The sequence below is a fragment of the Pseudomonadota bacterium genome (assembly GCA_039815145.1).
Classification (GTDB): domain Bacteria; phylum Pseudomonadota; class Gammaproteobacteria; order Steroidobacterales; family JBCBZW01; genus JBCBZW01.
Genome location: JBCBZW010000019.1, coordinates 26,306 through 50,426, shown reverse-complemented (window position 1 = coordinate 50,426; position 24,121 = coordinate 26,306). Strand labels below are relative to the sequence as shown.

Here is a 24,121-nt window from a genome sequence, read left to right as displayed (position 1 = left end):
GACAACGGGATCCTCAAACGCTTACAGGCACTTGAAGTGCTCGAAGGGCTCCAAGCATTGCTGGCAACGGTACAGCGCCTTGCATGGCGTGGCGCCGAACTCACTGAGTCGCTCCGTCCGCTCGCTGTGACAGCGAGGGCAGGGGATGGGCATCGACGCCGCGCCGGTGAGGCGGGGAGGCGGGGCGATACCGTAGGCGCGCAACTTCTCCCGGCCCTGGGCGTTGATCCACTCGGTGGTCCACGGCGGTGCGAGGAGTCGCTCAACGGCCACCTCGCGCCACCCGGCCCGCTCCAAGGCAAGTTTGATAGAGCGCTCGATGACCTCCACCGCCGGGCAGCCGCTGTAGGTGGGCGCCACGCCGACGGTGATGCGCTGCGCACCCACCTCCAGGCGTCGGATCACCCCCAGGTCCACCACGCTCAGCACCGGCACTTCCGGATCCAGCACGTCGCCGAGCACAGACCACGCGCGGTCGATGAGTTCGCGATCCCCCTGAGTCGGGACCGCAGGCACTTCCAGGGCCTGACTCACCAGCTGGCGCCCGGGTGCGACCGGTGAAGGTGTTGCATCTCGGCGAGCAGATACCCTAGGTGCTCGCTGTGCACCCCCTGCTTGCCCTGGGCGATGTTGGGAGCGGCGGCGGCGGGCAGTTCGAGCTTGGCCTCGGCGAACAAGGGCGCCAGGCTTGCGCGCGAACGAGCTTCGAGCTCGCCGAGGTCCGGACCCTCGAAATGTTGCTGGAAGGCTGAATCCTGGCCATCCCCTGTGAACATCTCAGCGGTCAGCGGCCATAGGCGCACAAGCGACGCGCTCACGCGCGCATGACTCTCCTGCGTACCATCGCCGAGGCGCACCAGCCAGTGCCCTGCGTGGCGCAGGTGATAGCGCGCCTCCTTGACGCATCGCTGTGAGATCTCGGCGACTCGGTGATCCCGGCAACCCGACAACGCGGCGAGCAGCTCGACGTGCCACGCCTCGAACAGCACCTGGCGCACGATCGTGTCGCCAAAGTCGCCGTTGGGTTGCTCGAGCAGGTTGAGGTTGCGCAAAGCGCGGTCGTCACGCAGGAATGCCAGGGCGTCCTCATCGCGGCCGGCGCCCTCGATCTCACCCGCGTAGGCAAGGAACATCCGCGCCTCACCGACGAGGTCCAGGGCCAGGTTGGCGAGGGCCATCTCCTCTTCGAGGGTGGGTCCTTGACCGACCCACTGGGATAGCCGTTGACCGAGCACCAGGGCGTTGTCGCCGAGGCGCAGCACGGCTTCCAGCAAGACCTCCTTGGGCCCGGGTGCAGCGTCCGCACCTGCTGCCGGGGCCATCATAGATTCTCCACCCCGTCCGGCACCTCGTAAAAGGTGGGATGGCGGTAGATCTTGTCGTCCGCCGGATCGAACAGCTCGGCCGACTCGTTCGATTGCGAGGCGATGATGGCATTCGAGGGCACCACCCACAGGCTTACCCCTTCCTGGCGACGCGTGTAGACGTCCCGAGCGTGGTCGAGGGCCATGGTGGCGTCGGTCGCGTGCACGCTGCCGACGTGTCGATGGTGCAGGCCGGCCTTGGATCGCACGAAGACCTCGAACAGTTGGGTGGTTGGCGTTGTCGCGTCCGCTTCGCTCATACGTAATGACTCCTGCTGCTGATCCCTGGCTCGCCGTCAGGCCGCGGCGGGAGACTGGGCGCTGCGATGCTTCTGCGCGTAGGCCTCGGCCGCCTCGCGCACCCAGGCGCCTTGCGCGTGTGCGTGGCGCCGCGCCTCGAGGCGCTCGCGGTTGCAAGGGCCGTCGCCGCGCAGCACCGCGTGGAACTCCGACCAGTCGATCTCACCGAAGCGCCAATGGCTGCTGGCCTCGTCGAAGGTGAGGGCCGGGTCGGGCACCTCCAGGCCGAGGTAGTGGGCTTGGGGCACCGTGACGTCGACGAACTTCTGGCGCAGCTCGTCGTTGGTGAAGCGCTTGATCTTCCAGGCCATGTTCTGCGCCGTATGCACGGACTCGGCGTCGTTGGGGCCGAACATCATCAGTGCAGGCCACCACCAGCGGTTGAGCGCGTCCTGAGCCATCTCGCGCTGCGCCTGCGTACCGTTCGCCAACACGTGCATCAGCTCGAAGCCCTGGCGCTGGTGAAAGCTCTCCTCCTTGCACACGCGCACCATGGCCCGGGCGTAGGGACCGTAGGAGCAACGGCACAGGGGCACCTGGTTCATGATGGCCGCCCCGTCGACGAGCCACCCGATGGCCCCGACATCGGCCCACGTGAGGGTGGGGTAGTTGAAGATGCTGGAGTACTTGGCCGTGCCGTCCAGCAATTGATCGACGAGCGCCTCGCGGCTGGTGCCGAGCGTTTCCGCAGCGGCGTAGAGGTAGAGGCCATGGCCCGCCTCGTCCTGCACCTTGGCCAGCAAGATCGCTTTTCGCCGAAGGGAGGGCGCGCGGGTGATCCAATTGCCCTCGGGCAGCATGCCGACGATCTCCGAGTGCGCATGCTGCGCGATCTGGCGAACGAGCGTCTTGCGGTACCGGGCCGGCATCCAGTCGCGCGGCTCGATCTTCTCTTCCGCATCGACCCGCTGCTGAAAGGCATCGAGTTGGGCGGGCGTCTCGCTGCCGCCAGCGGGGCGCACGGTGGGTTGCTGCTGGTCTAGACCTTGGGTGTACATGCGTCGATCCAATGGCTCTGGGTGTGGGGGGCGCGGCGAGCGCGGTGCGGGTCTGCAGACATGATACGACTTCTCGCCTCTCTAGCGAATAGTTGAATCACATTAACCATCAGCGGCCGGTGAAGTTCGCCTCCCGCTTCTCCAGAAATGCCTGCACGCCTTCGCGATAGTCCTCGCTGCGCCCGGCCCCCCGTTGGAAATCACGCTCCAGATCGAGCTGCTCCGCGAGTGTGTTGCTCCACGACGCGGCGAGCGCCCGCTTGATGCGAGCAAGCCCGGCGGTGGGTTGACGCGCGAAGTGCTGGCACAGGGCGGTGGCTTCGGGCACCAGGGCATCGTCATCGACGCAGCGCCAGATCAGGCCCCAGCGCTCGGCGGTCTCGGCGTCCAACCGATCCCCCAGCAGGGCAAGCCCCGCCGCCCTTGCCGGGCCGACGAGTCTCGGCAGGTGCCAGGTGCCGCCGGAATCGGGCACCAGACCCAGGCGGCAAAAGGACTGGATGAAGGAGGCGGAGCGCCCAGCGAGCACGATGTCGCAGGCCAGGGCAATGTTGGCACCCGCTCCGGCGGCCACACCGTTGACCGCCGCCACCACCGGAAGCTCTAAACTTTTTATTTTTTTTATCATCGGGTTATAGAGAGTATCTAAGGTATCTCCGAGATCGGTACCTTGCCCGCCTGCCGAGACTTGGCGGTCGTTGAGATCCTGTCCTGCGCAGAAGCCGCGGCCAGCAGCGCAAATCAGCAGAGCGCGTACGGACTCGTCTTTGGCGGCCAGCTGGAGCGCCCGGTGCACCTCCGCGTGCATCTGGGCGGTGAATGCATTCAGGCGATCCGGCCGGTTGAATTGCAACGTGGCGACGCCGTCCGTTACTGAGAAGGAGATCGTGTCCATCGAGAGCTTCTCCATAAGTAATCAGGTATCAGTCACAAGATACTGATCTAAATTGAATTAAAAGGATTGGAATCCACGCCTGGGGATGAGCTGGTGCGCGGGGGAAGGGCGCCCCAGGGCGTGCCCAATAGATCGTCAACGGCCCGTTCCGAGGGGCCGAGCAGTGGACCGTATGCGCTTCGCACGAGTTGGTACGCGCGCAGGCCACTCCAGTGATCGGTCAGGATCGCCGCCGGCAAACCGGGGTCACGCAGGATGAGGCGTCGGTACTGGTGCAAGAGCATGATGCGAGTCAGAAGCGCGTCGATATCGGCGCCGTGAAATCCCGGCGCGCTCACCAAACCCTGAAATTGCTCTATGAAATCGTTATACCCTTTTGAAATATGACGAATATCCCAAGCGCCATGGACCATCTTCGTGAACTGCTCACGAGACTGATCGTCGGGCGCCGCGCCGGACAGGACAACCAGTGGAAACAGCTCCTGGAGCGCGGTCAGCGCAGTCTTGAGATGAGGATTTCCCTCAGGGGCCATAAAGGTGTTCGGCGTCGCGGGACGCATGCCCAGCGCCCCTAGTTGGCGGCGTAGGTCGTCACGCGCGTCAGCCGGCACGTCGGCCAGCATCACGAGGGTCCAGCTGCCATCCCAGTCATCGCGACGGGGGTCACCGTAGATCCTGGGCGAGGCGTCGCGAATCCGTGCGGCGCCGATTTCGCTCAAGCGGTAGACGCTGCGGCGGCCCACCTGCTCGATGGCGAACCACCCGTCCTGGGCCAGGCGGGTCAAGCTGGTGCGCACCAGACGCTGACTGAGCTGAAAACGCTCCATCAGGGCGAGCAGATCGGACAGCCACACCGCGCCCCCGCGCGGGTAGAGCACGTCGCCGAATACGGTGATCAGCAACGACCCGGAGCGCAGCGGGCGTTGAGTGTGGAATTGCGCGACCAGCTCCCGGGCTAGGGTGTGCAGACGCGTGTCGGGGCTGGCCGTTTTCACTCGACAAAAATACCAGATCTCGGGAGATTCCTGTATCAGGTCTCCGGTGCGGTTGCCGGTATCGAGGTTCTCGGTATAGTGCCCCGAGTTTTCCCAACCGTCAGCGATTCGAAACACCAGATGAAGCGCGTGTTCTCGGGCATGCAGCCCACCAATCAACTCCACCTCGGCAACTACCTCGGCGCCCTTCGCAACTGGGTCGGCCTGCAGGACGAGATGGACGAGTGCATCTACTGCGTGGTGGACCTCCACGCGATCACCCAGCCCTACGACCCCGCGCGTCTCGCCGAGGCGACCCGCGAGGTCGCCGCTACCTACATCGCGGCGGGGGTGGATCCGGAGCGGTCTATCGTCTTCGCCCAGTCGGCCGTGCCCTCCCATGCACAACTCATGTGGCTGCTCGCCAGCTTGGCGCAGATGGGCGAGCTCAACCGCATGACCCAGTTCAAGGAGAAATCCGGCAAGCACCGAGAGCGGGCCGCCCTCGGCTTGTTCGCCTACCCCGTGCTGATGGCGGCGGACATCCTCGTCTACAAGGCCACTCACGTGCCGGTCGGGGAGGACCAGAAGCAGCACCTGGAGTTGACCCGGGAGATCGCGCGCACCTTCAACTTCCGCTACGAGTGCGAATGCCTGCCCGAGCCGGAACCGCTGATCCTCGGCGCCGCCACCCGCGTGATGAGCTTGCGTAACGGCCAGGAGAAGATGAGCAAATCTGCGGAGTCGGATATGACCCGCATCAACCTGACGGACGATGCCGACGCCATCGCGCAGAAGATCCGCAAGGCCAAGACGGATCCGGAGCCGCTACCGGACTCGCCAGACGGCCTCGAGGGCCGCCCGGAAGCGCGCAACCTGATCAACATCTTCGCCGCCATCACCCAACGCACTCCCGAGTCGGTGCTGCAAGAGTTCGCCGGCCAGAACTTCTCCGCCTTCAAGCCCGTGATGGCGGAGGCCACGGTGGACCATCTGGCGCCGATCGCGGCCCGCCTGCGCGAGCTTCTGGCCGACCCGGCAGAGCTCGACAGCCTGCTGAATCGCGGCGCCGAACGGGCCGAGTCGATCGCCGCCAAGGTGGTCGAGGAGGTGAGCGAACGCATGGGCTTCTGGCAACGACGCCACACCACGCCCTAACCCCTCGGAGCGAAGCAGTACGATGTCTCAACCGCCGATTACGCTCTACGCGATCCCCGCCAGCCGCGGCATACGCGTCACCGCTACGCTCGAGGAACTGGGCCTCGACTACGACTTCCGTCCCATGATGCCGGGCACGGATCTGGCCAAAGAGCTGCACTGTATGGCGAAGACACCCGTGCTGAAGTACGGCGATCTCAGCTTGATCGAGTCGGCCGCTATCTGTCAGTTCCTCGCCTCGCGCCACGGCCAGGGGACCCTGCTGCCCGCCGAGGGATCGGATGAGCGCGCGCGACACGACCAGTTGCTCTGGTTCGTCGTGACTGAGCTGGAGCAACCGCTCTGGACCCTCGGCAAGCACAGTTTCGTGATGCCTAAGGAAGCTCGCGTGGAGGCGATCAAACCCGTGGCCAGGGCGGAGTTTGCCCGCGCCCTGGCGGGCTTCGAGCGACTCTTCGGTGACGGGCCCTACGCCATGGGTGAGCAGTTCACCCTGGTCGACATCCTGGCCGCGCACACGCTCAACTGGGCGGTGTCAGCGAAGTGCGCCGTGGACTCACCGGCGGTGAGTGACTACCGGGCACGGGTGCTGGAACGGCCCTGCTTCGCAGCGGCCCGCGCCCGCGAGGAGGCGGCTCGCCAGCAGCACTAGACAGCGCTCAGTAGGACCCACGCGAGGGCATCCCCGCTCGCCGTCGCAACCATCCGGTCAGCGGCTCGTACCACCCTTTACGCAGGGCCGCGTCGAGCAGCAGTCGGATATCCACCTTGGGCGCACCCCCGAGGGCCTGGCGGGCGACGAATTGCGCCAGCGCCGCCTGCGAGTCTCCTGGGTAGCGCGCGCGCTGCTCGGGGAGCAACACGTCGGTCACCTGCTCGTACAGGGCCAGGTCCGATTGGTTGCGCGCCACAACTTCATCACCGAACTTCTGCATCAACTCATCCACCTCGGCACGGTCCGACTCGCCCGTGTTGCGAGCCCGGTAGTGGGGGTCGAACGGTAGGGCGCTGATCGCGGCAAACTGCACGAGGAACTCATCCAGCGCTTCGACCGTGCCGACCAGAGCGAACTCATCTCGTAGGGTGGCGAGCGCCGCGCCAGCGTCTCGCCCACCGCTCAGCTTGCGGGTTTGCAGATCGAAGGACGGCTCGTGATCGAGGAAGCGCTCGAAGCTCCAGTCCTTGCCCATCACCCGGTTCCAGTAGCGGAATTGCGAGAGGTAGCGCGCTACGGGCTCACGCAGCACGGTGATGTAGCGCACAGGCCGGGCAGAGCGGGCGGACAGATCGGAGCACGGCGTCACCGCGTGGCCACCGACGGCGCGGAGGAGGGGATTGATGCGTAGGGCAACGCGCAGGTCGTCCGCCATGAACGTGCCCTTCGGCTCACGCTGGGCGTAGGGACGCACATCCAGGTAGCGGCCGAGGAAGTTCCGCCGCAGCAGATACAGCAAGGTGGTGCCGGCGGCCTTCTCGATGTGTACGAAGGCCACGAGGGCTTTCTTCGGGAGCCGTGTGTGAGCGTCTTCTACCATCAGAGTCGCGCCTTCAGCAGCGCCCGATTGGGCTGCTGATCGGGCCTCACAGTCCTCACTCTCGCATAGCGCCAGCCGGTACAATACGCGTATCGCCCGCGCGTCCCCGACCTCTCGGGCCCCGACGGAGAACCTTCGTGCTCGACGCCCTCGATCTCGCCCGCATTCAGTTCGCCTTTACGGTGGCTTTCCACATCGTGTTCCCCGCCTTCTCGATCGGCCTCGCCAGCTACCTGGCCGTGCTGGAGGGCCTGTGGTTGTGGCGGCGCCAGGAAGTCTATCTGAACACCTACAAGTTCTGGCTGAAGATCTTCGCCGTCGCCTTCGGTATGGGGGTCGTGTCGGGCCTCGTCATGAGCTACCAGTTCGGCACCAACTGGAGCGTGTTCTCGGACAAGACCGGGCCGGTCATCGGTCCGCTCATGGGTTACGAAGTGCTGTCCGCCTTCTTCCTGGAGGCGGGATTTCTCGGCGTCATGTTGTTCGGCATGAAGCGCGTGCCGCCCATGCTGCACTTCGCCGCCACCCTGTTGGTCGCCTTCGGCACCTTCTTCTCGGCGTTCTGGATCCTGGCGGTGAACAGCTGGATGCAGACCCCGCAGGGCTTCGCTGTGAACGAGGTGGGCCAGTTCATCCCCGTGAGCTGGATGGAGGTCATCTTCAACCCCTCGTTCCCGTTCCGCCTCGTGCACATGGTGTTGGCGGCATACCTGACGACCGCGCTGGTGGTGGGCGCGGTGGGCGCGTTTCACCTGCTGCGGGATCGGCAAAACGCCAGCGCCCGCCTCATGTTCTCGATGGCCTTGTGGATGGCCACGGTGGTGGGCCCGGCGCAGATCATCGCCGGCGATATGCACGGCCTGAACACGGTGGAGCATCAACCGCTGAAGATCGCGGCCATGGAGGGCCACTACGAGACGCATGAGGGCGCGCCACTCATCCTCTTCGGTATACCGGATTCCGACGCGCGGGAGACCAAGTACGCCGTCGAGGTGCCAGGCCTTGCGAGCTTGATCCTGACCCATCACCTGGACGGTGAGGTGAAGGGGCTCGAGGAGTGGCCGCGCGAGGACTGGCCGAACGTGCCGCTCGTGTTCTGGGCCTTCCGCATCATGGTGGGGATAGGTGTGGCGATCGTCGCGCTCGGGGCCTGGTCTCTGTGGCGTCGCCGACGAGGCAAGCTCTACGACGCCAAGTGGCTGCAGCGGGCCAGTGTGCTGATGGGCCCGGCGGGCTTCGTCGCCGTGGTCAGCGGCTGGGTGGTGACGGAAGCGGGACGCCAACCTTGGGTGGTCTACGGCGCCTTGCGAACCGCTGACGCGGTGTCACCGATCGCGGCGCCAGCCGTCGGCTTCTCCCTCGCCGCCTTCGTCATCACCTACCTGTTCGTGTTCACGGCGGGCGTGTTCTACCTTCTGCGCTTGATGGGTAAGACACCCAGCGCGCACGAGGGTGAACCACCCACCGGCGTGCCCACGCGCGCGGCGGGCATCACCCCCGCGTCCGCCATGACGCCGGCGCTCAACGCGCCGCGCCAAGACTAGGCCGATGCCAGGGCTCGACCTGCCCTTCGTCTGGGCCGGGCTGATCGCTTTCGCGGTATTGGCCTACGTGCTGCTGGACGGCTTCGATCTCGGCGTCGGCCTGCTGTTCCCCTTGCTGAAGAGCAAGCGCCAACGGGATGCAGCGATGAACTCCGTCGCTCCCGTGTGGGACGGCAACGAGACCTGGTTGATCCTGGGAGGCGGAGGGCTCTACGCCGCGTTCCCGCTCGCCTACGCCGTGCTCCTCACGGCCCTGTACGCGCCGATCATCGCCATGCTGATCGGCCTGGTCCTCAGGGGCGTCGCCTTCGAGTACCGATGGCGCACGGAGCGCGGGCGCTGGATGTGGGATTTCGCCTTCACCTTCGGGTCACTCACCGCGGCTTTCTCCCAAGGTCTTACGCTCGGCGCATTGGTCGATGGCATCGCCATCGAGGGGCGCGCCTACGCCGGCGGCTGGTGGGACTGGCTATCGCCCCTGAGCGTCGTCACGGGGATCGCCTTAGTCGTCGGCTACGCAGCGCTCGGCGCCACCTGGCTGGTGATGAAGGGCACGGAGGATCTCGAGCAACGTGCCCGCCAACTCGCCACCTGGCTGTGTCCCGCCCTGCTGGTCTGCATCGGCCTGATCAGCGCCTGGATGCTGCTGATGCGCCCGGAGTTCAACGCGCGCTGGTTCGCGGGCGCCTCGATCCACTACGTGGCCCCCGTACCGGTGCTCACGGTGATGGTGGGCCTGGGATTACTCCAAGGCCTGCGCAGCGGGCAGCACGTCGGCCCCTTCCTCGGCACCATGCTCCTGTTCGTGCTGAGCTTCATCGGCCTCGCGATCAGTTTCTATCCGAACCTGCTGCCGCCCGACCTGAGCTTCCGCGCCGCCGCTGCACCGGACAAGAGTCTGAGCTTCCTGCTCGTGGGCGCGGCCGTCCTCATTCCCCTGATCCTCCTCTACACGAGCTACAGCTACTGGGTGTTCCGAGGCAAGGTCGCGCCCGATGATGGCTACCATTGAGGTTCCCGCGCAGCGCATGACTAGTGGGTTGTAGCGCGGCAGGCGCGTATCCATTAAGGTTTGGCGTTTACTTACGACATCTGAGTCTGGGGGCTTGTATGGGGGGGAGTGAGAAGGGCGTGAGCACCGCCGAGGTGTTTCCGGTCCCTCAGCATATTCTCGACAGCACTGGGTGCACCGAGGATCGCTACCGGACGCTCTACGAGCAGTCCGTCACCAACTCCGAAGGCTTCTGGGACGAGCACGGCAAACGCCTCGATTGGCTCGAGCCCTACACCCGCGTACGCGATGTCTCCTTCCAGGAGGACGATCTCCACATCGGTTGGTTTACGGACGGGGTACTTAACGTCTGCGCTAACTGCATCGATCGTCACCTGCCCGCCCGCGCCGACGACACGGCGATCATCTGGGAGTCCGACGACCCGAGCGTTGATCTCCACATCACCTACCGCGAACTCCACGTTGAGGTCTGCCGCTTCGCGAATGCCTTGAAGGCTTGCGGCGTCAAGCGCGGCGATCGGGTAGTGCTCTACCTGCCCATGATCCCGGAAGCGGCCTACGCCATGTTGGCCTGCGCCCGTATCGGGGCGGTCCATTCGGTGGTGTTCGGCGGCTTCTCCGCCGAGGCGCTGGCCAGCCGCATCGTGGACTGCGGCGCTCACGTCGTCGTCACGGCCGACGAGGGCGTGCGCGGCGGCAAGCACGTGCCCATGAAGAGCACCGTAGACGCTGCCATCGCCCAGGTGGCCGGCGACCACGAGGTACGACACGTACTCACTGTGCGACGAACCGGAGGCGCGGTGCCCTGGGACGACGCCCGCGATCGCTGGTGGCACGAGTTGCGCGAAGAGGTGAACGACAGCTGCGCAGCGGAGCCGATGAGCGCGGAAGACCCGCTGTTCATCCTCTACACCTCCGGGTCGACGGGTAAGCCCAAGGGTGTGCTGCACACGAGCGGCGGCTACCTCGTGTACGCCTCGATGACGCACGAGTTCGTCTTCGACTATCGACCAGGCCAGGTGTACTGGTGCTCCGCCGACGTGGGCTGGATCACCGGCCACAGCTACATCGTGTACGGACCGTTGGCCAACGGTGCGACAACGCTGATGTACGAGGGGGTGCCCGGCTACCCTAGCAACAAGCGCCTGTGGGAAGTCATCGACAAGCACCAGGTGGAGATCTTCTACACCGCCCCCACGGTGATTCGCTCACTCATGCGCGACGGTGAGGCGCCGGTGAAGGCCTCGAGTCGCAGCAGCCTTCGCGTGCTCGGCACCGTGGGCGAACCGATCAACCCTGAGGCCTGGCGGTGGTATCACAGCGTGGTCGGGGATGGGACGCGCCCAATCGTCGATACCTGGTGGCAAACGGAGACCGGCGGCGTGGCGATCACGCCCCTACCGGGAGCGACTCCGCTCAAGCCCGGCTCAGCCACTCGGCCCTTCTTCGGCATCCAGCCGGCGCTCGTTGACGGCGACGGCAAGCCCGTCGACGGGGAGGGCGAGGGCAACCTCGTGCTCGTCGATTCCTGGCCGGGCCAGATGCGCACGGTCTACGGCGACCACCAGCGCTTCATCGACACCTACTTCAAGACCTTTCCGGGCATGTACTTCACCGGCGACGGCGCCCGTCGCGACGGCGACGGCTACTACTGGATCACCGGGCGCGTGGACGATGTGCTGAACGTCTCCGGCCACCGCATGGGCACGGCCGAGATCGAAAGCGCGCTGGTGCTCCAGGACAGCGTGTCGGAAGCCGCTGTGGTCGGCTATCCGCACGAGATCAAGGGCCAGGGCATCTACGCGTACGTCACCCTGAATGCGGGGCTCGAGGGTACTGACGAGCTACGGGCGGCGTTGGTAAAAGCCGTTCGCGCGGAGATCGGCCCCATCGCCACCATCGACAAGCTCCAGTTTGCAGGGGGCCTGCCGAAGACCCGTTCCGGCAAGATCATGCGCCGTATCTTGCGCAAGATTGCGGAGAACGAGGTGAGCCAGCTCGGCGATACCTCCACCCTGGCGGAACCTGCGGTGGTGGATCGATTGGTGGAGGAGCGGATTCGCTAACGAGACGTCGTAGCGGGGCAGGGTACCGCGGCCGCGGCCTCTGCCTGGATGGACCCTGCGACAAGCTTCGCTGCGCAGGGCCCCGACAAGTGCTGTGCCTTAGGAGGCGTCAGCCAGCTTGATCCAGAGGTTCACGATCTCCGTGACGTCCTCGGACACGGCGTACTGATCGCCGTCCCAGTACACCCAGCCTTCTGCGCGCAGGGAGGACCAGAGCACGTGCAGGGTGCGCAGGGGGATACCGAGCAACTCTGACAGGTGGCTGCTGTTGCCCGACTCGCCGAGGGCGAGGGCCGTGATCACGGCGCGCTTCTGCGGGGAGGGCCACTTGTAGGTCTTGACGTTATCGACTGCTGAAATCAGCTTGCTCTTTTTCATAATTTGTAAACTCACCGGTCATGGTTAAGAAGTTCTCTCTTCATATCCCGATCTACCGTCCGTGGTTTCCGGGGATGCCAACGCGTCTTGCCCGGCACTGAACAGCCCTTCTAGATCGGTCATGAAAGTGTAACATGAAACTATTCGGTTCATGGAACCGTTTGTAGTGCTTAGTTTTTGATCGCCGTGCTGCTTACTAGTTTCGTATTCAACCAATAATTTTCCCAAGGACATAGCAACGATGCAGTTACTCGTGATCAGTGGAAGTCATCGAAAAGGCTCACAATCCTCGAAGGTTGCCCGCTATCTGGCGCAACGATCCGTCGACCTGCAGCTGTTCACGAGCAGCGAGATCCTGGACCTTAGCGAGAGCACACTGCCGTTCTGGGACGAGGGCGCCTTCGATCCGAATCATGAACAATGGAAAACTGAGCTCTCATCCCTGAACACCAACTTACGTAACGCAGCGGCTTACATCGTCGTAAGCCCGGAGTGGCACGGCACCGTTCCATCGCGCCTGAAGAACCTGTTCCTGTTCTTCACCTCCGCCACCGTTGGGCACAAGCCCGCCATGGTTACCGCTGTATCCGGCTCCCGTGGAGGCGCGTATCCGGTGGTCGAGCTGCGGGCGAGCGCCTACAAGAACTGTCGCCTTTGCTTTGTCCCCGAGCACCTCATCGTGCGTAGCGTCGGCGAGGTGATGAACGATGGGGAGCCCCAGGGGGAAGAGGACAGCTACATTCGTGGCCGCAGCGACTTTGCCCTTCGCGGACTCGCTGAGTACGCAAAGGCCATGGCCACTATGGACCGCAGCATCCTAATCAGTAAAGACTACGGAAACGGTATGTAGTTGCGTGGCGACAGGCCGATCGCCTCTGGTCACCGATAGGCGGTTGGGAGTGGTAGGCCAACGGTCTTCTCAGCCTTGGAATGGAGGGGCGACGGCCCCTCCTTCGCTGAAGTTCCGCTGCCGATCGAAGGCTGGCTCAGACCAGCAGGCCGCCGCGCTCTGCGCTACTCACCTCGTCATCCGTATCGTCTCGGGGTGCGCCGTCCGGATCGCCGAGGGCGATCGCCAGTGCCTGATCCACATCACCAATCCAGATGATCTCGAGCTGCTCCCGGGCAGATGCCGGGATCTCCTGCAGGTCCTTGGCATTGCGTTCAGGCAACATCACCGTGCGCAGGCCCGCGCGTGCGGCCGCCAGCACCTTCTCCTTAATCCCACCGACGGGTAACACCAATCCGCGCAGGGAGATCTCCCCGGTCATCGCGATATCGCTTCGCACCTGGCGATTGCTCAGGAGGGAAGCCAGGGCCACGTAGATAGCCACGCCCGCGCTCGGGCCGTCCTTCGGTATCGCGCCCGCCGGCACGTGGATGTGCAGGTCCGTCCCTTCCAGCGCCGTGGGCGAGGATCCGAGCTGTGTGAGGCGCGATTTCGCCAGGCTGACTGCCGCCTGCGCGCTCTCACGCATCACATCGCCGAGCTGACCGGTGAGAATGAGTTTGCCGTGCCCTGGCACCTGCGTGGCCTCCATGAACAGGAGATCACCGCCCACCGGCGTCCAGGCGAGGCCGGTGGCGACACCGGGCACGCTCGTGCGCAGGCGCAACTCGTTCTCGAATTTCGGTTGTCCAAGGATACGCGAGACGTCGTCCACATCGATCTCGATCGCACCCTCCTGGCCCTCGCTCACGCGAACGGCCGCGTCACGCAGCACCGCACCTAACTCCCGCTCGAGGTTGCGCACGCCGGCCTCGCGGGTGTAGCCGTCGATGACCGCTTCGATGGCAGCATCCGTGACCGAGACGTCGTAGCCATCGAGCCCATTCGCCTCGCGCTGGCGCTGCACGAGGTAGCGCCGTGCGATCTGCAGCTTCTCCTCCTGCGTGTAGCCCGGGAGCTCGATCACCTCCATGCGATCGCGCAGGGGACCGGGAATCGCATCGAGCACGTTGGCGGTGGCCACGAACAGCACCTGACCGAGATCGAAGGGCAGATCGAGGTAGTGGTCGCGGAAGGTGCCGTTCTGTTGCGGATCCAACACCTCGAGCAGGGCGGAGGAGGGATCGCCATGGAAGCCCACGCCGAGCTTGTCCATCTCGTCCAGCATGAAGACCGGATTGCGCGTGCTGGCCCGGCGGATGCTCTGGATGATCGAGCCGGGGAGGGCGCCCACGTAGGTCCTTCGGTGGCCACGGATCTCCGCCTCATCGTGCACACCGCCGAGGCTCGCGCGCACGAACTCCAGGCCCAACGCCCGGGCGATGCTGCGCCCGAGTGAGGTCTTGCCCACCCCGGGCGGGCCGACGAAGCACAGGATCGGGCTGCGACCGGTCGGGTTGAGCTTGCGCACGGCGAGGTACTCGAGGATGCGCTTCTTCACCTTCTCGAGGCCGTAGTGATCTTCGTCCAGGATCTCCCGAGCCCGGGCGATGTCGATCTGCTCCTCGTCCGTGCGGCTCCAGGGCAGGGCGACCAACCATTCCAGATAGGTGCGCACGAGGGAGTACTCGGCGGAGGCCTCCGGAATGCTGCGCATCCGTCGCAGCTCGCGCAGGGCTTGCTGTTCGGCCTCCTCGGGCATCTTCGCTTCGCGGATCTGCGCGTCGAGATCCTCGCTGTCCACCGCGTCGTCCTCACCGAGTTCGCGCTGGATGGTCTTCAGCTGTTCGCGCAGCATGTACTCGCGTTGGCGCTCGTTGACCTTCTCCTGCGTCTGCTCCTCGATCTCGCGGGATAGCTTCAGCACCTCCAGGCGCCGCGACACCATGTCCACCAGGCGCTCGAGGCGCACCCGGACATCGGTGGTCTCGAGCAGTTCCTGCTTCTCGATGCCCTTGACGTCGATCAGTCCCGCGACGAGATCTGCCAACGCGCTCGGCGACTCGATGTTGGCCAAGGCCTGAGGGATCTCGGACGACACCTGCGGCAGCAACTCCACGGCGTTGGTTGCCTTCTGCCGCAGTGCCGCAGCGAAGGCTTCGATCTCCGGGCCGCGCGCCACCGTCTCACTCATCGGCTCGAAGCGCGCCGCGAGGAACGCGAGCCCCGGTACGTAGTCCAGCACTCGAAAGCGTTGCTCAGCTTGCACGATCAGGTGGTGCATGCCGTTGGGCGCCGTGATGTAGCGAACGACGCTGACGATCGTGCCCACGTCGTAGAGGTCGTCGGCGCCGGGCAGATCGACCTGAGGATCGCGTTGAAGCACCAGGCCGAGCTTGCGCTGGTGCTGAACGGCTTCGCGCGCGGCCGCCACCGAGACGTCGCGGCCAAGGGAGACCTGGGTGACCGCGCCCGGGAACACCACCTGGTCTCGCAGGGGTAACACCAACAGCACGTCATCTGGCACGCGGACCGCCTGGCTCACGGGGTTACCATCGTCGTCCTGCTGCTGGTGTTCATAGATGTCGCTCATGCGTTTTCTTGTCCTAGCACGCGCAGGGCGTGCGGCTTGCTAAACATGAGCGGGACATGGTCCCGGCGGCGAACCCTTTCAAGATCACCCAACTGCGCATAATGTATATTATGTCAAATAATGGATGGGTGAGAGATTCCACGGGATGGGAGAATTCCTGACGATGGCCCCCCCGCCGTTACCCCCCGGTCAGCGACCGCGACCTGACTTTCCACGCTTCGGCTTACCGCCTTACGCCAACCGATTTCCACGGCCCGGCGCGAAACCAATCATCGCTATTCAGGCGGACGGCTGCCCGTTGGCAGAGCTCGACCTGCGTGTCGACTCGTTGCCTAGGGCGACCCTCGAGCGCGCCTTGCACTGCGTGACCACCTGGAGCCACCTGCACAACCGCTGGACCGGTGTTCGCTTTCGCGATGTCTTCGCGCGCGTCATCCAGGACAGCGTCGACACACCGGGCGCACGCGCAGGGCTCGTGTTCTTCGGGCAGGACGGCTACAGGACCTCGTTGCCCCTCGAGGACGTACTCCACGAGGATGTGCTGCTCGCCACCGAGCTCAACGGCGCAGCGCTGGACACGCGCCACGGCGCTCCGGTACGCCTGATCGCACCCGCCCACTACGGCTACAAGAACCTGAAGCACCTGGAGCGCATCGAGTACCACTCACAGCTACCGCGCATCAAACGCGGCATCCGTGCCTTGCTGGACCATCCTCGTGCACGCGTCGCACTCGAAGAGCGGGGGCGCTGGGTGCCCGGCAGGGTGCTGCGCTACCTCTATCGCCCCTTCATCGCTCGCACCGCAGCCACCTTCGAAGGCGCCCTACTCCGCCACACCACTCAAGAAGCTCCCGACGAGGAGCGGGACGGCGACCGACAGCCGCGAGAGCCCTAGGGTAGGATCTGACTTATCCAGCAGCGACTAAGTGGCCAGCGCCGTACAGCGACATGCATACCCATAACATGCACCGGTTCTCCCACGCCCACGTCTTCGGCCAGGACGCGAAGCGCCCCGGCGAGAACCGCACCCTGATCGTCATCGCCCTCACCGCCATCACCATGGTGGTCGAGGTCACCACGGGCATCCTGTCAGGCTCCATGGCCTTGCTCGCTGACGGCCTACACATGGCGTCCCACACCGTGGCCTTGGGGATCACGGCGTTCGCCTACGCTTACGCGCGTCGGCACGCCGCGGACGCCCGCTTCAGCTTCGGCACCGGGAAGGTGAACGCCCTCGGGGGCTTCGCGGGCGCGATGCTGCTCGCCGTGTTCAGCGCGACGATGGCATGGGAGAGCGTCACACGCTTGGTGGTGCCCATTCCCATCGCCTTCGATCAGGCGATCGCCGTGGCCTGCGTCGGTCTGGTCGTCAACGGACTCTCGGTCTTCGTCCTTGGAGCTAACGATCATCACCATGAGCACGGCCACTCGCATGACCATCACCACGATGCCCATGGCCACCATCATCACCACCACGGCGGGTCGGACCACAACCTGCGGGCGGCCTACTTCCACGTCCTGGCGGACGCCCTAACCTCCCTCCTCGCCATCGCGGCGCTCGTGGCCGGCAAGTTCCTCGGTTGGGCGTGGATGGACCCGTTGATGGGCATCGTAGGCGCCGTTCTCGTCGCCCGCTGGTCGATCGGGCTCCTGCGCACGACGAGTGCCACGCTACTGGACACGCAGGCGCGTGACCTCGCCGAGCAGGTGCGCAGCTCCCTAGAAGGCCAGAGCGACGACCGAGTGGGCGACCTGCACGTCTGGAGCGTCGGCCCGGGAATCTACGCGGCAGAGATCGTACTGGTCAGCCACGATGGGTTGACGCCCGACCAAGTGAAGGCCCGACTACCGCAGGAGCTGGGCCTCGTGCACACCACCGTCGAGCTCCACCCCTGCGGCGCGAGTCCGGCCTGAGGCGGTCAGCCAGCGTTGCCGCGCGGCGGATGCGTGCGATTCCACTCCCGCAGATTCTCTAGCGGCTTCTTCACGTAGGTGGATGACTTCAACAGCGCCAGCAAGGTGCCGTTGACCCATTGCCCAACGCGATCCATAGGTCGCAGCACGTCGATGAACAGCACCACACGCACTTCATCGGTGTTGTTGTAGACCTCATGTTCGTAGGTGTCATCGAAGAGTACGACCTCGCCCTCGCGCCAGTGGTAGCGCTCCTCGTCGACGCGAATCCAGCAGTCCTCGGCGCGCTCGGGCACGCGCAGGGCTAAGTGCACGCGGACCAACGCCCGCGTCGGGCCCCGGTGGGGCAGGATGTGGAACTCAGGCGCGAGGATCGAGAACCAAGCGTTCTGCAGATCAGGGATCCGCTCCAGCGCGGCCGCCGTCTGCGGGCACACGGCACAGTTCTCCTCCAGGCGGTTGCCCATCACGTAGAAGCCGAAGGTCTTCCAGTTATTGCCCTTCGAGATGCGCTTCTGGTCCGGCGAGAGCTGGTGGAAGGCGGGAATGTCTTCGGGGTGCTCCAGGAGCTGATCGAGTTCCGCGCGAATCGCCCTCGACTCGGCCTCGAGCGCCGGCACCCAGGGAAATACGGCGTTGTCGATGAACGGTGTTGTCGGCACCTTGGAGTGCTTGGCCTGGAACTCCCCGAACCAGCGAAGCAGGTGCTTACCGCCCTTGATGATGTACTTGCGCATCCCTGCGCTCTCCGTGCGTAAGTTGATTTCGCCGCGCAGCTTACACGGAACGGCGCGGCGGTCCTACGGGGGGCCTTCATCCCGGTCCGTCACCGTCTCGCCAGCAGCCCCTGCTGCACCCAGCGCAGCGGCCGTCCGTCGATGGCCGCCAATCCTCCGCCGATCAGTAGCATGCCGAGCACTTCCCGGCGGTACAGGTGCTCGCCCAGGATCGCGACACCCAGGACGATGGCAGTGACTGGGATCAGGAAGGTCACGAGGATCAGGTTGGTCGGCCCCGCCGTCGCCAGAATTCGGAAGTACAGAATGTAGGCGAGCGCCGTGGACAGCACGGCGAGGGCGACCACGGCCCCGAGGGCTGTGAGCGGTACCGGCCAAGGCAGGGACCAGGGCTGATCCACCACCAACGCCAGGGGCACCATGACCAGGCTGGACGCGATCACCTGCCCGGTGGCGGTGGCCAGCGGACCGATACCCGCCGCCTTGAAGCGACGGCCGTAGATGCCGGCACAAGCGTAGGAGAGGGCCGCCCCTAACACGGCCAGCTGGGCGAGGTTGGTCACCCCGAGGGAGCGCAGGGACGACACGCCCACCATCTCGGCCACGCCTACCAGCCCCAGTAGCACGCCCACCAACCTCGAGGCCGTGAGCTTCTCATCTGAGGTGACCGCGTGGGCGATCACCACCGTGAAGAGCGGCGCCGTACCGTTGAGGATCGAAGCGAGGCCGCTAGTGATGTGCGTCTGCCCCCAGACGATCAGGGTGAAGGGCACCACGTTGTTCAGCGCTCCCATGCACAGGAGAGCCCCCCAGAGTTCGGGCTCCCGCGGGAGACGCAGCCCCGCCACGCGTAGCGCCAGGAGCAAGATCATCGCCGCCAGCACCAAGCGTGCGGCCACAACGGTCATAGGCGGCAAGGCAGTGACGGCGAGCTCGATGAAGAAGTACGACCCGCCCCACAGCACCGACAGGGCCAGGAGCATCGCCCACTCGCGTGGGGTCATCGGTCGAATTGCTGCGCTACTCACGACGGTTGCCCTCCTCCCCCGGCGTCTCTCACCACGGCGCAGCGTACCGGTGCATTGCGGGCAACGCTGTCCGATTCTTGCGTGCTGCGGGGTCGAGGGCGCCTTCAGGTCGCGCTAGTGAGCCGCTTGGCAACTAGGCGCAGAAGTCAGGATTGCGCCGGAAGACGATCAGTCGCGAGGTGGTGTAGTTCCAGGCGAAGATGAACACGAAGGACGCCAGCTTGGCCGTCATGTCCGGAATGCTCTGCGACAACCACCAGACGACCGCGTTGGACACGGTCAGCCCGCCGATCGCCAAGACCAGGAACACCAGGTACTGACGCGCCATCGGGTGGTGGTGGCGGCGATCGGCGAAGGTCCAGCGCCGGTTCAGGAAGAAGCCGGTGGTAACGGCACAGCTGAAGCCCGCGGAGTTCGCCACCAACAAGGGGGATTCCAACACCAGCCGCAGTAAAGAGAAGACCGCCAGGTCCACGCCGGTGTTGAAGATGCCGATCGCGGTGAAGCGTCGCAGGCGCGACAGCTCGCTGGGTACGTTGTGTGCGGTATCGCCGTCCAATCTGCGCGTCCTGGCCCGTGGGGATCTCGGGCGGCGACTGGAAATCGTTGTTATGTCCGTCGCTTACACCCACTTGGGGTCGGGATGCTACCACTGTAGCGTCCGCTCTGCTCAAGGCAGGACGATCGAAACGCCGCCGTTCAGGCGCGGGACGCCCGCGACCAGATTCGCCCTGCCGGGAGGGTCACCGGGCGATGCGGGGGGCGCCGCCTACTGGAGGATTACCGGCGGTGGCTTACTCGGGAGCAATAGGATGTTCACTCTGGTGGCTTCCGCGCGTCGTCGTTGCGCCAGCTTGTAGGCCATGAACTGCAGAAGTGGGGCGCAGCGCCGCTTCGGGATGTGGGTGCCCGTCACCTTGAATTTGCGGCACACGAGGTAGTTGTCCTCGCCCTCCCCCCCAGCATCGCCCTGATAGGACAGTTTGTAGTCGCGAAGCTCAGGCACAAGCTCCACAAGGTCTTCCCAAGAGTAAGCCGCGGCACCATCGGCCTCGCCTGGCACGGCAGCGTCCCCGCTACCCGCGGACGTCTCAGCTGCCGCCTGTGCCTCCTCGGAACACTCGTTGCCGCGCTCCGCAGCACAGCCCTCCGCCGCTGTTGCTGCGGCGAGTGTGCCGCTCGCACCGAGCATGCACAGCACCAGGAATCGAACCGCGTGTTGCTGAATCGTCATGACCGCTTCCCCCCGGGGCTGCTACTGACTGCTGAGGTGACGACCTCGCTTGCGCCCGCCCAGTATGCCGCAGGCGCCTCCCGCTTGCATCGCTGCTGCGGTTGGTTGCGGCGAGCGGTTACACGAGCGCGATTAGACGACTTCTATTGCGCCGCTGTGCCGCGAACCTATCGGATCTGCTCACTGGGGATGGCTTACCCGTCCACCTGTTGAGCATGTACTTCGCTCAGGATCTCCTCGCGAACGCGCTCCAGCAACGGACGCGGTTGCGGCGCGCGATTGCCCTGGCACGGAGCGCTCCGCGGGCAATGGCTATTCCTCGCGCAAATCACATTGGCCGGCCGCCGCAGGCCATGGCGCACCCAGCCGATGTTGAGCACGCGTGCCGCCCGCGCCAACTGGTCAGCCGCCTCGTCGGGCACGGGCGCCTCGCCGCCGGCGGCATGGCACGCCTCGGCGATACTCGAAATCACCGACTCCGCATCCCCATCCTGCGTCTGCAGCGCCGGGCCCAAATCGACCCCCATGCAGATCACGTGGCGATTGCCCGCGGCGTCTTGCGACTGGTGGGTCTCGCAGGCGTAGAGGCTGCGTCGCCCCTCGTGCTCCATGATGCTGATCTGTGCAAAGGGTGTTCGGTCCGCCGACCGAATCACGCGAAACACCGCCCACTGGCGACAGGGGTTGAGCACCATGCGCATGTTGCCCCAGGGCAAGGCGATGCCGTTGCCTCGGTACACATGGCGCAACTGACCCTCATCGTAGGCATCGAGGTAGTGCCAGTGTTGATAGGGCGAGACGGCGGTGGCGCGACGCATCAGCACAGACAGGGTGAGATCCAGGCGCTCCACCCCCACTTGCATGTCGTACTCATGACGCAGAAGGAAGTCGCGGTAGGCCGTGCGCGGGCACAGGAGCGCGTCCGCGAAGAAGCCACACTCGAAGTCTCGCCAGGCGAACAGCACCTCTTGCGAAGCGATCCCGTAGGCGTCCTGCAGCGCCGAGCCGCCGCCCCAGCCACCAGTGGTGTGAAAGGAACGCTTGCCATCGCCACCGTGCAGCACCTTGTGTCCGATGTGCGTAGCCACATCGTACTTTACGCGCGCCGGGGCGCGTTCGAGTTGGCGGTTGAGATAGATCGTATTCGGGGGATCGAAGAACGAGCGCACCAACGCATGGTGGGCGGCCCCCTGCTCTTGGCTGCCTGTCTCGAAGGGTGAGCGATCGAACCAGCGAATCCGTAAGCCGACCTGATCTGCCAGCGCGAACAGATCGTCCGTCTGCAAGGGGAAGCGTTTGCCCCCCACCGCCTCTGCCGCACGTTCCAGGTCGGGCAGGCTGTTGTGCCGTGCTTCCTGGAAGGTGCGAATCAGTAGCTGAGCGAACTGATAGCCTGTGGTGCCGGTTTGGCTCAGCAGTTCCGGAATGGCGTGCTCGAGTTGTCCCTCCGAGAACAGAGCGCGGGGTTCGAGGCTGAAGCTCGTCAGGACATCGCTGGCACCGCTGCCGAGCGCCGGCGCGCCCGTGGTCGCTTCGCCTGCTGTCTCGGACTCATCCAGGAACCAAGCGGCGGGCTTTTGGAAAACGTCCGCCAGCAGATCGAGCAGCGCCCGGGACGGTACCCGTTTGCCGGTTTCGATCATGCTCAGGTAGGACACGGAGGGGGCGTTGCTGGGATCCAGGCGGGAACAGCGCGTGGACACCTCTTCCAGGGTCCAGGTGTGCCGCTTGCGCAGGGTCCGTAGCTTGGCGCCCAAAAAATGCGCGCGTCTGAGTAGCGTCGACATCGTTAAATCCGATCAAGTAGGTGGACCGGCGTCACAGCCAGCATAAGCATCGCTGGGGTCAGCCATTCGTAGCGTTGAGCATCCTGTAGTTAAATTTACACTGTGAAATTTTCATTGTGAAGTTTTCGGAAAGACAGCGGTAAGGTGACGCTTGATGTTTCCGTGCCCCGCTGCGTGCTTCGACCGTCGGGCGCTCGGATCGACGCGATGAATGAGTCCTGCTGGTCCTACAGAACCCCTCCCGGAGCCGATGTCCTATGACCAACCCCACCCCCTCCCGTGATGAGCAAATTCGCCAACTCGAAGCCGAATGGCGCGACAACCCTCGCTGGAAGAATGTTGAGCGCCCCTACAGCGCCGAGGACGTCGTCAAGCTGCGCGGCCACGTGCAGATCGAGTACACCCTCTCACGCCTGGGCGCTGAGAAGATGTGGCAGCAGATTCACGAGGAACAGCCCCTTTGCGGCCTCGGGGCGATGACCGGCAACCAGGCGATTCAAGAGGTGCAGGCCGGGCTCCGCGCCATCTACTGCTCCGGCTGGCAGGTGGCCGGCGACGGCAACAGCGCTGGTGAGGTCTACCCGGACCAGAGCCTCTACCCCGTGGATTCCGTGCCGAAGATGGTGGAGCGCATCAACAACGCTCTCCTGCGCACCGACGAGATCTACGCCCTCAACGGCGACAGCTCCGTGGACTGGCTGGTGCCGATCGTGGCCGACGCTGAGGCCGGCTTCGGGGGCAACCTGAATGCCTTCGAGCTGATGAAAGCGATGATCAAAGCAGGCGTCGCGGGCGTGCACTTCGAGGACCAGCTCTCCTCGGCGAAGAAGTGCGGTCACCTCGGCGGCAAGGTACTGGTGCCGACCCAGGAGGCGATCAACAAGTTGGTCGCAGCGCGCCTGGCGACGGATGTGATGGGAGTCCCCACGCTGGTGATCGCGCGCACGGATGCCGACGCCGCCAACCTGCTCACCTCCGACGTCGACGATCGCGACAAGCCGTTCCTGTCCGGTGGACGCACCCACGAAGGGTTCTTCAACGTCAACAACGGCATGGATCAGGCGATCGCACGCGGTCTCGCCTACGCCCCCTACGCCGACCTGATCTGGTGTGAGACCTCCAAGCCCGATCTCGAACAGGCCCGTCGCTTCGCGGACGCGATCCACGCCGAATACCCCGATCAGCTGCTGGCCTACAACTGCTCGCCGTCCTTCAACTGGAAGAAGAACCTCGACGACGACACCATGCGCACCTTCCGCGAGGAACTGGGCCGCATGGGCTACAAGTTCCAGTTCATCACCCTCGCTGGCTGGCATAACCTGAACCTCGGCATGTTCGAGCTCAGCAAGGCCTACGCGAAGGACGGTATGTACGCCTACTCCCAGATGCAGCAGCGTGAATTCGCGCAAGAGGAGAACGGGTTCCGCGCCACCAAGCACCAGTCCTTCGTCGGCACCGGCTACTTCGACGCCGTGCAGACGGTAGTGACCTCGGGCACCTCCTCCACCACCGCACTGGCCGGCAGCACCGAAGAGGCGCAGTTCAAGACGGCCAGCTGAGGGCTTCACTGCAGAGCGCCGGCGTCACCGCCGACACCGGCGCTCTCGGGTTCACCCCGCCCCCTCCGATCGGCTCGGTTTCGTGACCGCGCCTCCAGTTTCCCCTTGATTCCGCTCGATTTCGCGACCCGGTTCCTCGTTGCCGGGGCGGCTCCGTGACAGGCTAAAACTTGAGCAGTCCTGCGCCCCATGGCGGCCACGGTACTGCCTTGATTT

At 65.0% G+C, this 24,121-nt stretch carries 23 protein-coding genes; 9 read left to right on the top strand and 14 right to left on the bottom strand.

The window, feature by feature from the left end; translation table 11 throughout:
* Positions 1-21: 21 nt before the first annotated feature.
* The 6 genes from paaD to AAF184_07665 all read right to left on the bottom strand — a co-directional run bounded on the left by paaD (position 22) and on the right by AAF184_07665 (position 4,717).
* Positions 22-534 carry a 1,2-phenylacetyl-CoA epoxidase subunit PaaD gene (gene paaD, locus AAF184_07690; GenBank protein ID MEO0422202.1) on the bottom strand — a complete coding sequence of 171 codons (513 nt, stop codon included), beginning with the start codon at positions 532-534 and terminating at the stop codon, positions 22-24.
* Complete coding sequence (paaC, locus tag AAF184_07685) at positions 531-1,322, bottom strand: 1,2-phenylacetyl-CoA epoxidase subunit PaaC (GenBank protein MEO0422201.1); 792 nt, start codon at positions 1,320-1,322, stop codon at positions 531-533. The genes paaD and paaC overlap by 4 nt, the downstream gene beginning before the upstream one ends.
* Positions 1,322-1,624 carry a 1,2-phenylacetyl-CoA epoxidase subunit PaaB gene (gene paaB, locus AAF184_07680; protein ID MEO0422200.1) on the bottom strand — a complete coding sequence of 101 codons (303 nt, stop codon included), beginning with the start codon at positions 1,622-1,624 and terminating at the stop codon, positions 1,322-1,324. Before paaB ends, paaC begins: the two co-directional genes overlap by 1 nt.
* A 36-nt stretch (positions 1,625-1,660) precedes the next feature.
* On the bottom strand, positions 1,661-2,662 hold the full coding sequence (gene paaA / locus AAF184_07675) for a 1,2-phenylacetyl-CoA epoxidase subunit PaaA (protein MEO0422199.1): 1,002 nt from the start codon (positions 2,660-2,662) through the stop codon (positions 1,661-1,663).
* Between the two features lie 109 nt (positions 2,663-2,771).
* Positions 2,772-3,557: a 2-(1,2-epoxy-1,2-dihydrophenyl)acetyl-CoA isomerase PaaG gene (gene paaG, locus AAF184_07670; GenBank protein ID MEO0422198.1), complete on the bottom strand. Its 786-nt coding sequence runs from the start codon at positions 3,555-3,557 to the stop codon at positions 2,772-2,774.
* Between the two features lie 47 nt (positions 3,558-3,604).
* Positions 3,605-4,717, bottom strand: a complete 1,113-nt coding sequence (locus AAF184_07665) for a PaaX family transcriptional regulator C-terminal domain-containing protein (protein MEO0422197.1) — start codon at positions 4,715-4,717, stop codon at positions 3,605-3,607.
* Between AAF184_07665 and trpS the strand changes: the two genes are divergently transcribed.
* Together trpS and AAF184_07655 are read left to right on the top strand one after the other, a co-directional pair.
* A complete protein-coding gene (trpS, locus tag AAF184_07660; protein ID MEO0422196.1) occupies positions 4,673-5,689 on the top strand; it encodes a tryptophan--tRNA ligase in 1,017 nt (338 codons plus the stop codon). The two genes, AAF184_07665 and trpS, sit on opposite strands and share 45 nt — an antisense overlap.
* Positions 5,690-5,711: 22 nt before the next feature.
* On the top strand, positions 5,712-6,341 hold the full coding sequence (locus AAF184_07655) for a glutathione S-transferase family protein (GenBank protein ID MEO0422195.1): 630 nt from the start codon (positions 5,712-5,714) through the stop codon (positions 6,339-6,341).
* Positions 6,342-6,348: 7 nt separating this feature from the next.
* Here the strand turns inward: AAF184_07655 and AAF184_07650 are convergent, their stop codons facing one another.
* On the bottom strand, positions 6,349-7,224 hold the full coding sequence (locus AAF184_07650; GenBank protein ID MEO0422194.1) for a hypothetical protein: 876 nt from the start codon (positions 7,222-7,224) through the stop codon (positions 6,349-6,351).
* Between the two features lie 137 nt (positions 7,225-7,361).
* On the opposite strand from AAF184_07650, the gene AAF184_07645 reads away from it, so the two are divergent.
* The 3 genes from AAF184_07645 to acs all read left to right on the top strand — a co-directional run bounded on the left by AAF184_07645 (position 7,362) and on the right by acs (position 11,846).
* A complete protein-coding gene (locus tag AAF184_07645) occupies positions 7,362-8,768 on the top strand; it encodes a cytochrome ubiquinol oxidase subunit I (protein ID MEO0422193.1) in 1,407 nt (468 codons plus the stop codon).
* Between the two features lie 4 nt (positions 8,769-8,772).
* A complete protein-coding gene (cydB, locus tag AAF184_07640; protein ID MEO0422192.1) occupies positions 8,773-9,780 on the top strand; it encodes a cytochrome d ubiquinol oxidase subunit II in 1,008 nt (335 codons plus the stop codon).
* 119 nt (positions 9,781-9,899) lie between these two features.
* On the top strand, positions 9,900-11,846 hold the full coding sequence (acs, locus tag AAF184_07635; GenBank protein ID MEO0422191.1) for an acetate--CoA ligase: 1,947 nt from the start codon (positions 9,900-9,902) through the stop codon (positions 11,844-11,846).
* Positions 11,847-11,945: 99 nt separating this feature from the next.
* Here acs and AAF184_07630 read toward each other — a convergent pair whose 3' ends face one another.
* Positions 11,946-12,224, bottom strand: coding sequence for a hypothetical protein (locus AAF184_07630; GenBank protein ID MEO0422190.1), 279 nt, complete (start codon positions 12,222-12,224; stop codon positions 11,946-11,948).
* Positions 12,225-12,465: 241 nt separating this feature from the next.
* On the opposite strand from AAF184_07630, the gene AAF184_07625 reads away from it, so the two are divergent.
* Positions 12,466-13,074 (top strand): NAD(P)H-dependent oxidoreductase, encoded by a 609-nt coding sequence (locus tag AAF184_07625; protein ID MEO0422189.1) that lies wholly within the window; start codon positions 12,466-12,468, stop codon positions 13,072-13,074.
* A gap of 136 nt (positions 13,075-13,210) precedes the next feature.
* Here AAF184_07625 and lon read toward each other — a convergent pair whose 3' ends face one another.
* The gene (gene lon / locus AAF184_07620) at positions 13,211-15,646 is read right to left on the bottom strand and encodes an endopeptidase La (GenBank protein ID MEO0422188.1); all 2,436 of its coding nucleotides are present in this window, start codon (positions 15,644-15,646) and stop codon (positions 13,211-13,213) included.
* 298 nt (positions 15,647-15,944) lie between these two features.
* Between lon and AAF184_07615 the strand changes: the two genes are divergently transcribed.
* Together AAF184_07615 and dmeF are read left to right on the top strand one after the other, a co-directional pair.
* Positions 15,945-16,541, top strand: coding sequence for a molybdopterin-dependent oxidoreductase (locus AAF184_07615; GenBank protein MEO0422187.1), 597 nt, complete (start codon positions 15,945-15,947; stop codon positions 16,539-16,541).
* A 53-nt stretch (positions 16,542-16,594) separates the two neighbouring features.
* Positions 16,595-17,560 (top strand): CDF family Co(II)/Ni(II) efflux transporter DmeF, encoded by a 966-nt coding sequence (dmeF, locus tag AAF184_07610; protein MEO0422186.1) that lies wholly within the window; start codon positions 16,595-16,597, stop codon positions 17,558-17,560.
* 5 nt (positions 17,561-17,565) lie between these two features.
* Here dmeF and AAF184_07605 read toward each other — a convergent pair whose 3' ends face one another.
* From AAF184_07605 to AAF184_07585, 5 genes are all read right to left on the bottom strand, one after another.
* On the bottom strand, positions 17,566-18,297 hold the full coding sequence (locus AAF184_07605) for an aspartyl/asparaginyl beta-hydroxylase domain-containing protein (protein ID MEO0422185.1): 732 nt from the start codon (positions 18,295-18,297) through the stop codon (positions 17,566-17,568).
* Between the two features lie 89 nt (positions 18,298-18,386).
* On the bottom strand, positions 18,387-19,301 hold the full coding sequence (locus AAF184_07600) for a DMT family transporter (protein MEO0422184.1): 915 nt from the start codon (positions 19,299-19,301) through the stop codon (positions 18,387-18,389).
* A gap of 157 nt (positions 19,302-19,458) precedes the next feature.
* Complete coding sequence (locus tag AAF184_07595; protein ID MEO0422183.1) at positions 19,459-19,884, bottom strand: GtrA family protein; 426 nt, start codon at positions 19,882-19,884, stop codon at positions 19,459-19,461.
* A gap of 210 nt (positions 19,885-20,094) precedes the next feature.
* On the bottom strand, positions 20,095-20,559 hold the full coding sequence (locus AAF184_07590; protein ID MEO0422182.1) for a hypothetical protein: 465 nt from the start codon (positions 20,557-20,559) through the stop codon (positions 20,095-20,097).
* A gap of 194 nt (positions 20,560-20,753) precedes the next feature.
* Entirely contained in the window at positions 20,754-22,346 is a 1,593-nt protein-coding gene (locus AAF184_07585) for a DUF3612 domain-containing protein (protein MEO0422181.1), read from the bottom strand.
* Positions 22,347-22,603: 257 nt separating this feature from the next.
* On the opposite strand from AAF184_07585, the gene aceA reads away from it, so the two are divergent.
* Positions 22,604-23,905, top strand: coding sequence for an isocitrate lyase (gene aceA, locus AAF184_07580; GenBank protein ID MEO0422180.1), 1,302 nt, complete (start codon positions 22,604-22,606; stop codon positions 23,903-23,905).
* Positions 23,906-24,121 lie beyond the last annotated feature (216 nt).

Coding starts and splice junctions, on each gene's coding strand:
- lon (MEO0422188.1), bottom strand. CDS start 15,646: ATGAGCGACATCTATGAACACCAGCAGCAGGACGACGATGGTAACCCC.
- aceA (MEO0422180.1), top strand. CDS start 22,604: ATGACCAACCCCACCCCCTCCCGTGATGAGCAAATTCGCCAACTCGAA.
- paaG (MEO0422198.1), bottom strand. CDS start 3,557: ATGGACACGATCTCCTTCTCAGTAACGGACGGCGTCGCCACGTTGCAA.
- AAF184_07625 (MEO0422189.1), top strand. CDS start 12,466: ATGCAGTTACTCGTGATCAGTGGAAGTCATCGAAAAGGCTCACAATCC.
- AAF184_07655 (MEO0422195.1), top strand. CDS start 5,712: ATGTCTCAACCGCCGATTACGCTCTACGCGATCCCCGCCAGCCGCGGC.
- AAF184_07605 (MEO0422185.1), bottom strand. CDS start 18,297: ATGCGCAAGTACATCATCAAGGGCGGTAAGCACCTGCTTCGCTGGTTC.
- AAF184_07630 (MEO0422190.1), bottom strand. CDS start 12,224: ATGAAAAAGAGCAAGCTGATTTCAGCAGTCGATAACGTCAAGACCTAC.
- paaC (MEO0422201.1), bottom strand. CDS start 1,322: ATGGCCCCGGCAGCAGGTGCGGACGCTGCACCCGGGCCCAAGGAGGTC.
- trpS (MEO0422196.1), top strand. CDS start 4,673: ATGAAGCGCGTGTTCTCGGGCATGCAGCCCACCAATCAACTCCACCTC.
- dmeF (MEO0422186.1), top strand. CDS start 16,595: ATGCATACCCATAACATGCACCGGTTCTCCCACGCCCACGTCTTCGGC.
- cydB (MEO0422192.1), top strand. CDS start 8,773: ATGCCAGGGCTCGACCTGCCCTTCGTCTGGGCCGGGCTGATCGCTTTC.
- AAF184_07600 (MEO0422184.1), bottom strand. CDS start 19,301: ATGACCCCACGCGAGTGGGCGATGCTCCTGGCCCTGTCGGTGCTGTGG.
- AAF184_07590 (MEO0422182.1), bottom strand. CDS start 20,559: ATGACGATTCAGCAACACGCGGTTCGATTCCTGGTGCTGTGCATGCTC.
- paaA (MEO0422199.1), bottom strand. CDS start 2,662: ATGTACACCCAAGGTCTAGACCAGCAGCAACCCACCGTGCGCCCCGCT.
- AAF184_07585 (MEO0422181.1), bottom strand. CDS start 22,346: ATGTCGACGCTACTCAGACGCGCGCATTTTTTGGGCGCCAAGCTACGG.
- paaB (MEO0422200.1), bottom strand. CDS start 1,624: ATGAGCGAAGCGGACGCGACAACGCCAACCACCCAACTGTTCGAGGTC.
- AAF184_07650 (MEO0422194.1), bottom strand. CDS start 7,224: ATGGTAGAAGACGCTCACACACGGCTCCCGAAGAAAGCCCTCGTGGCC.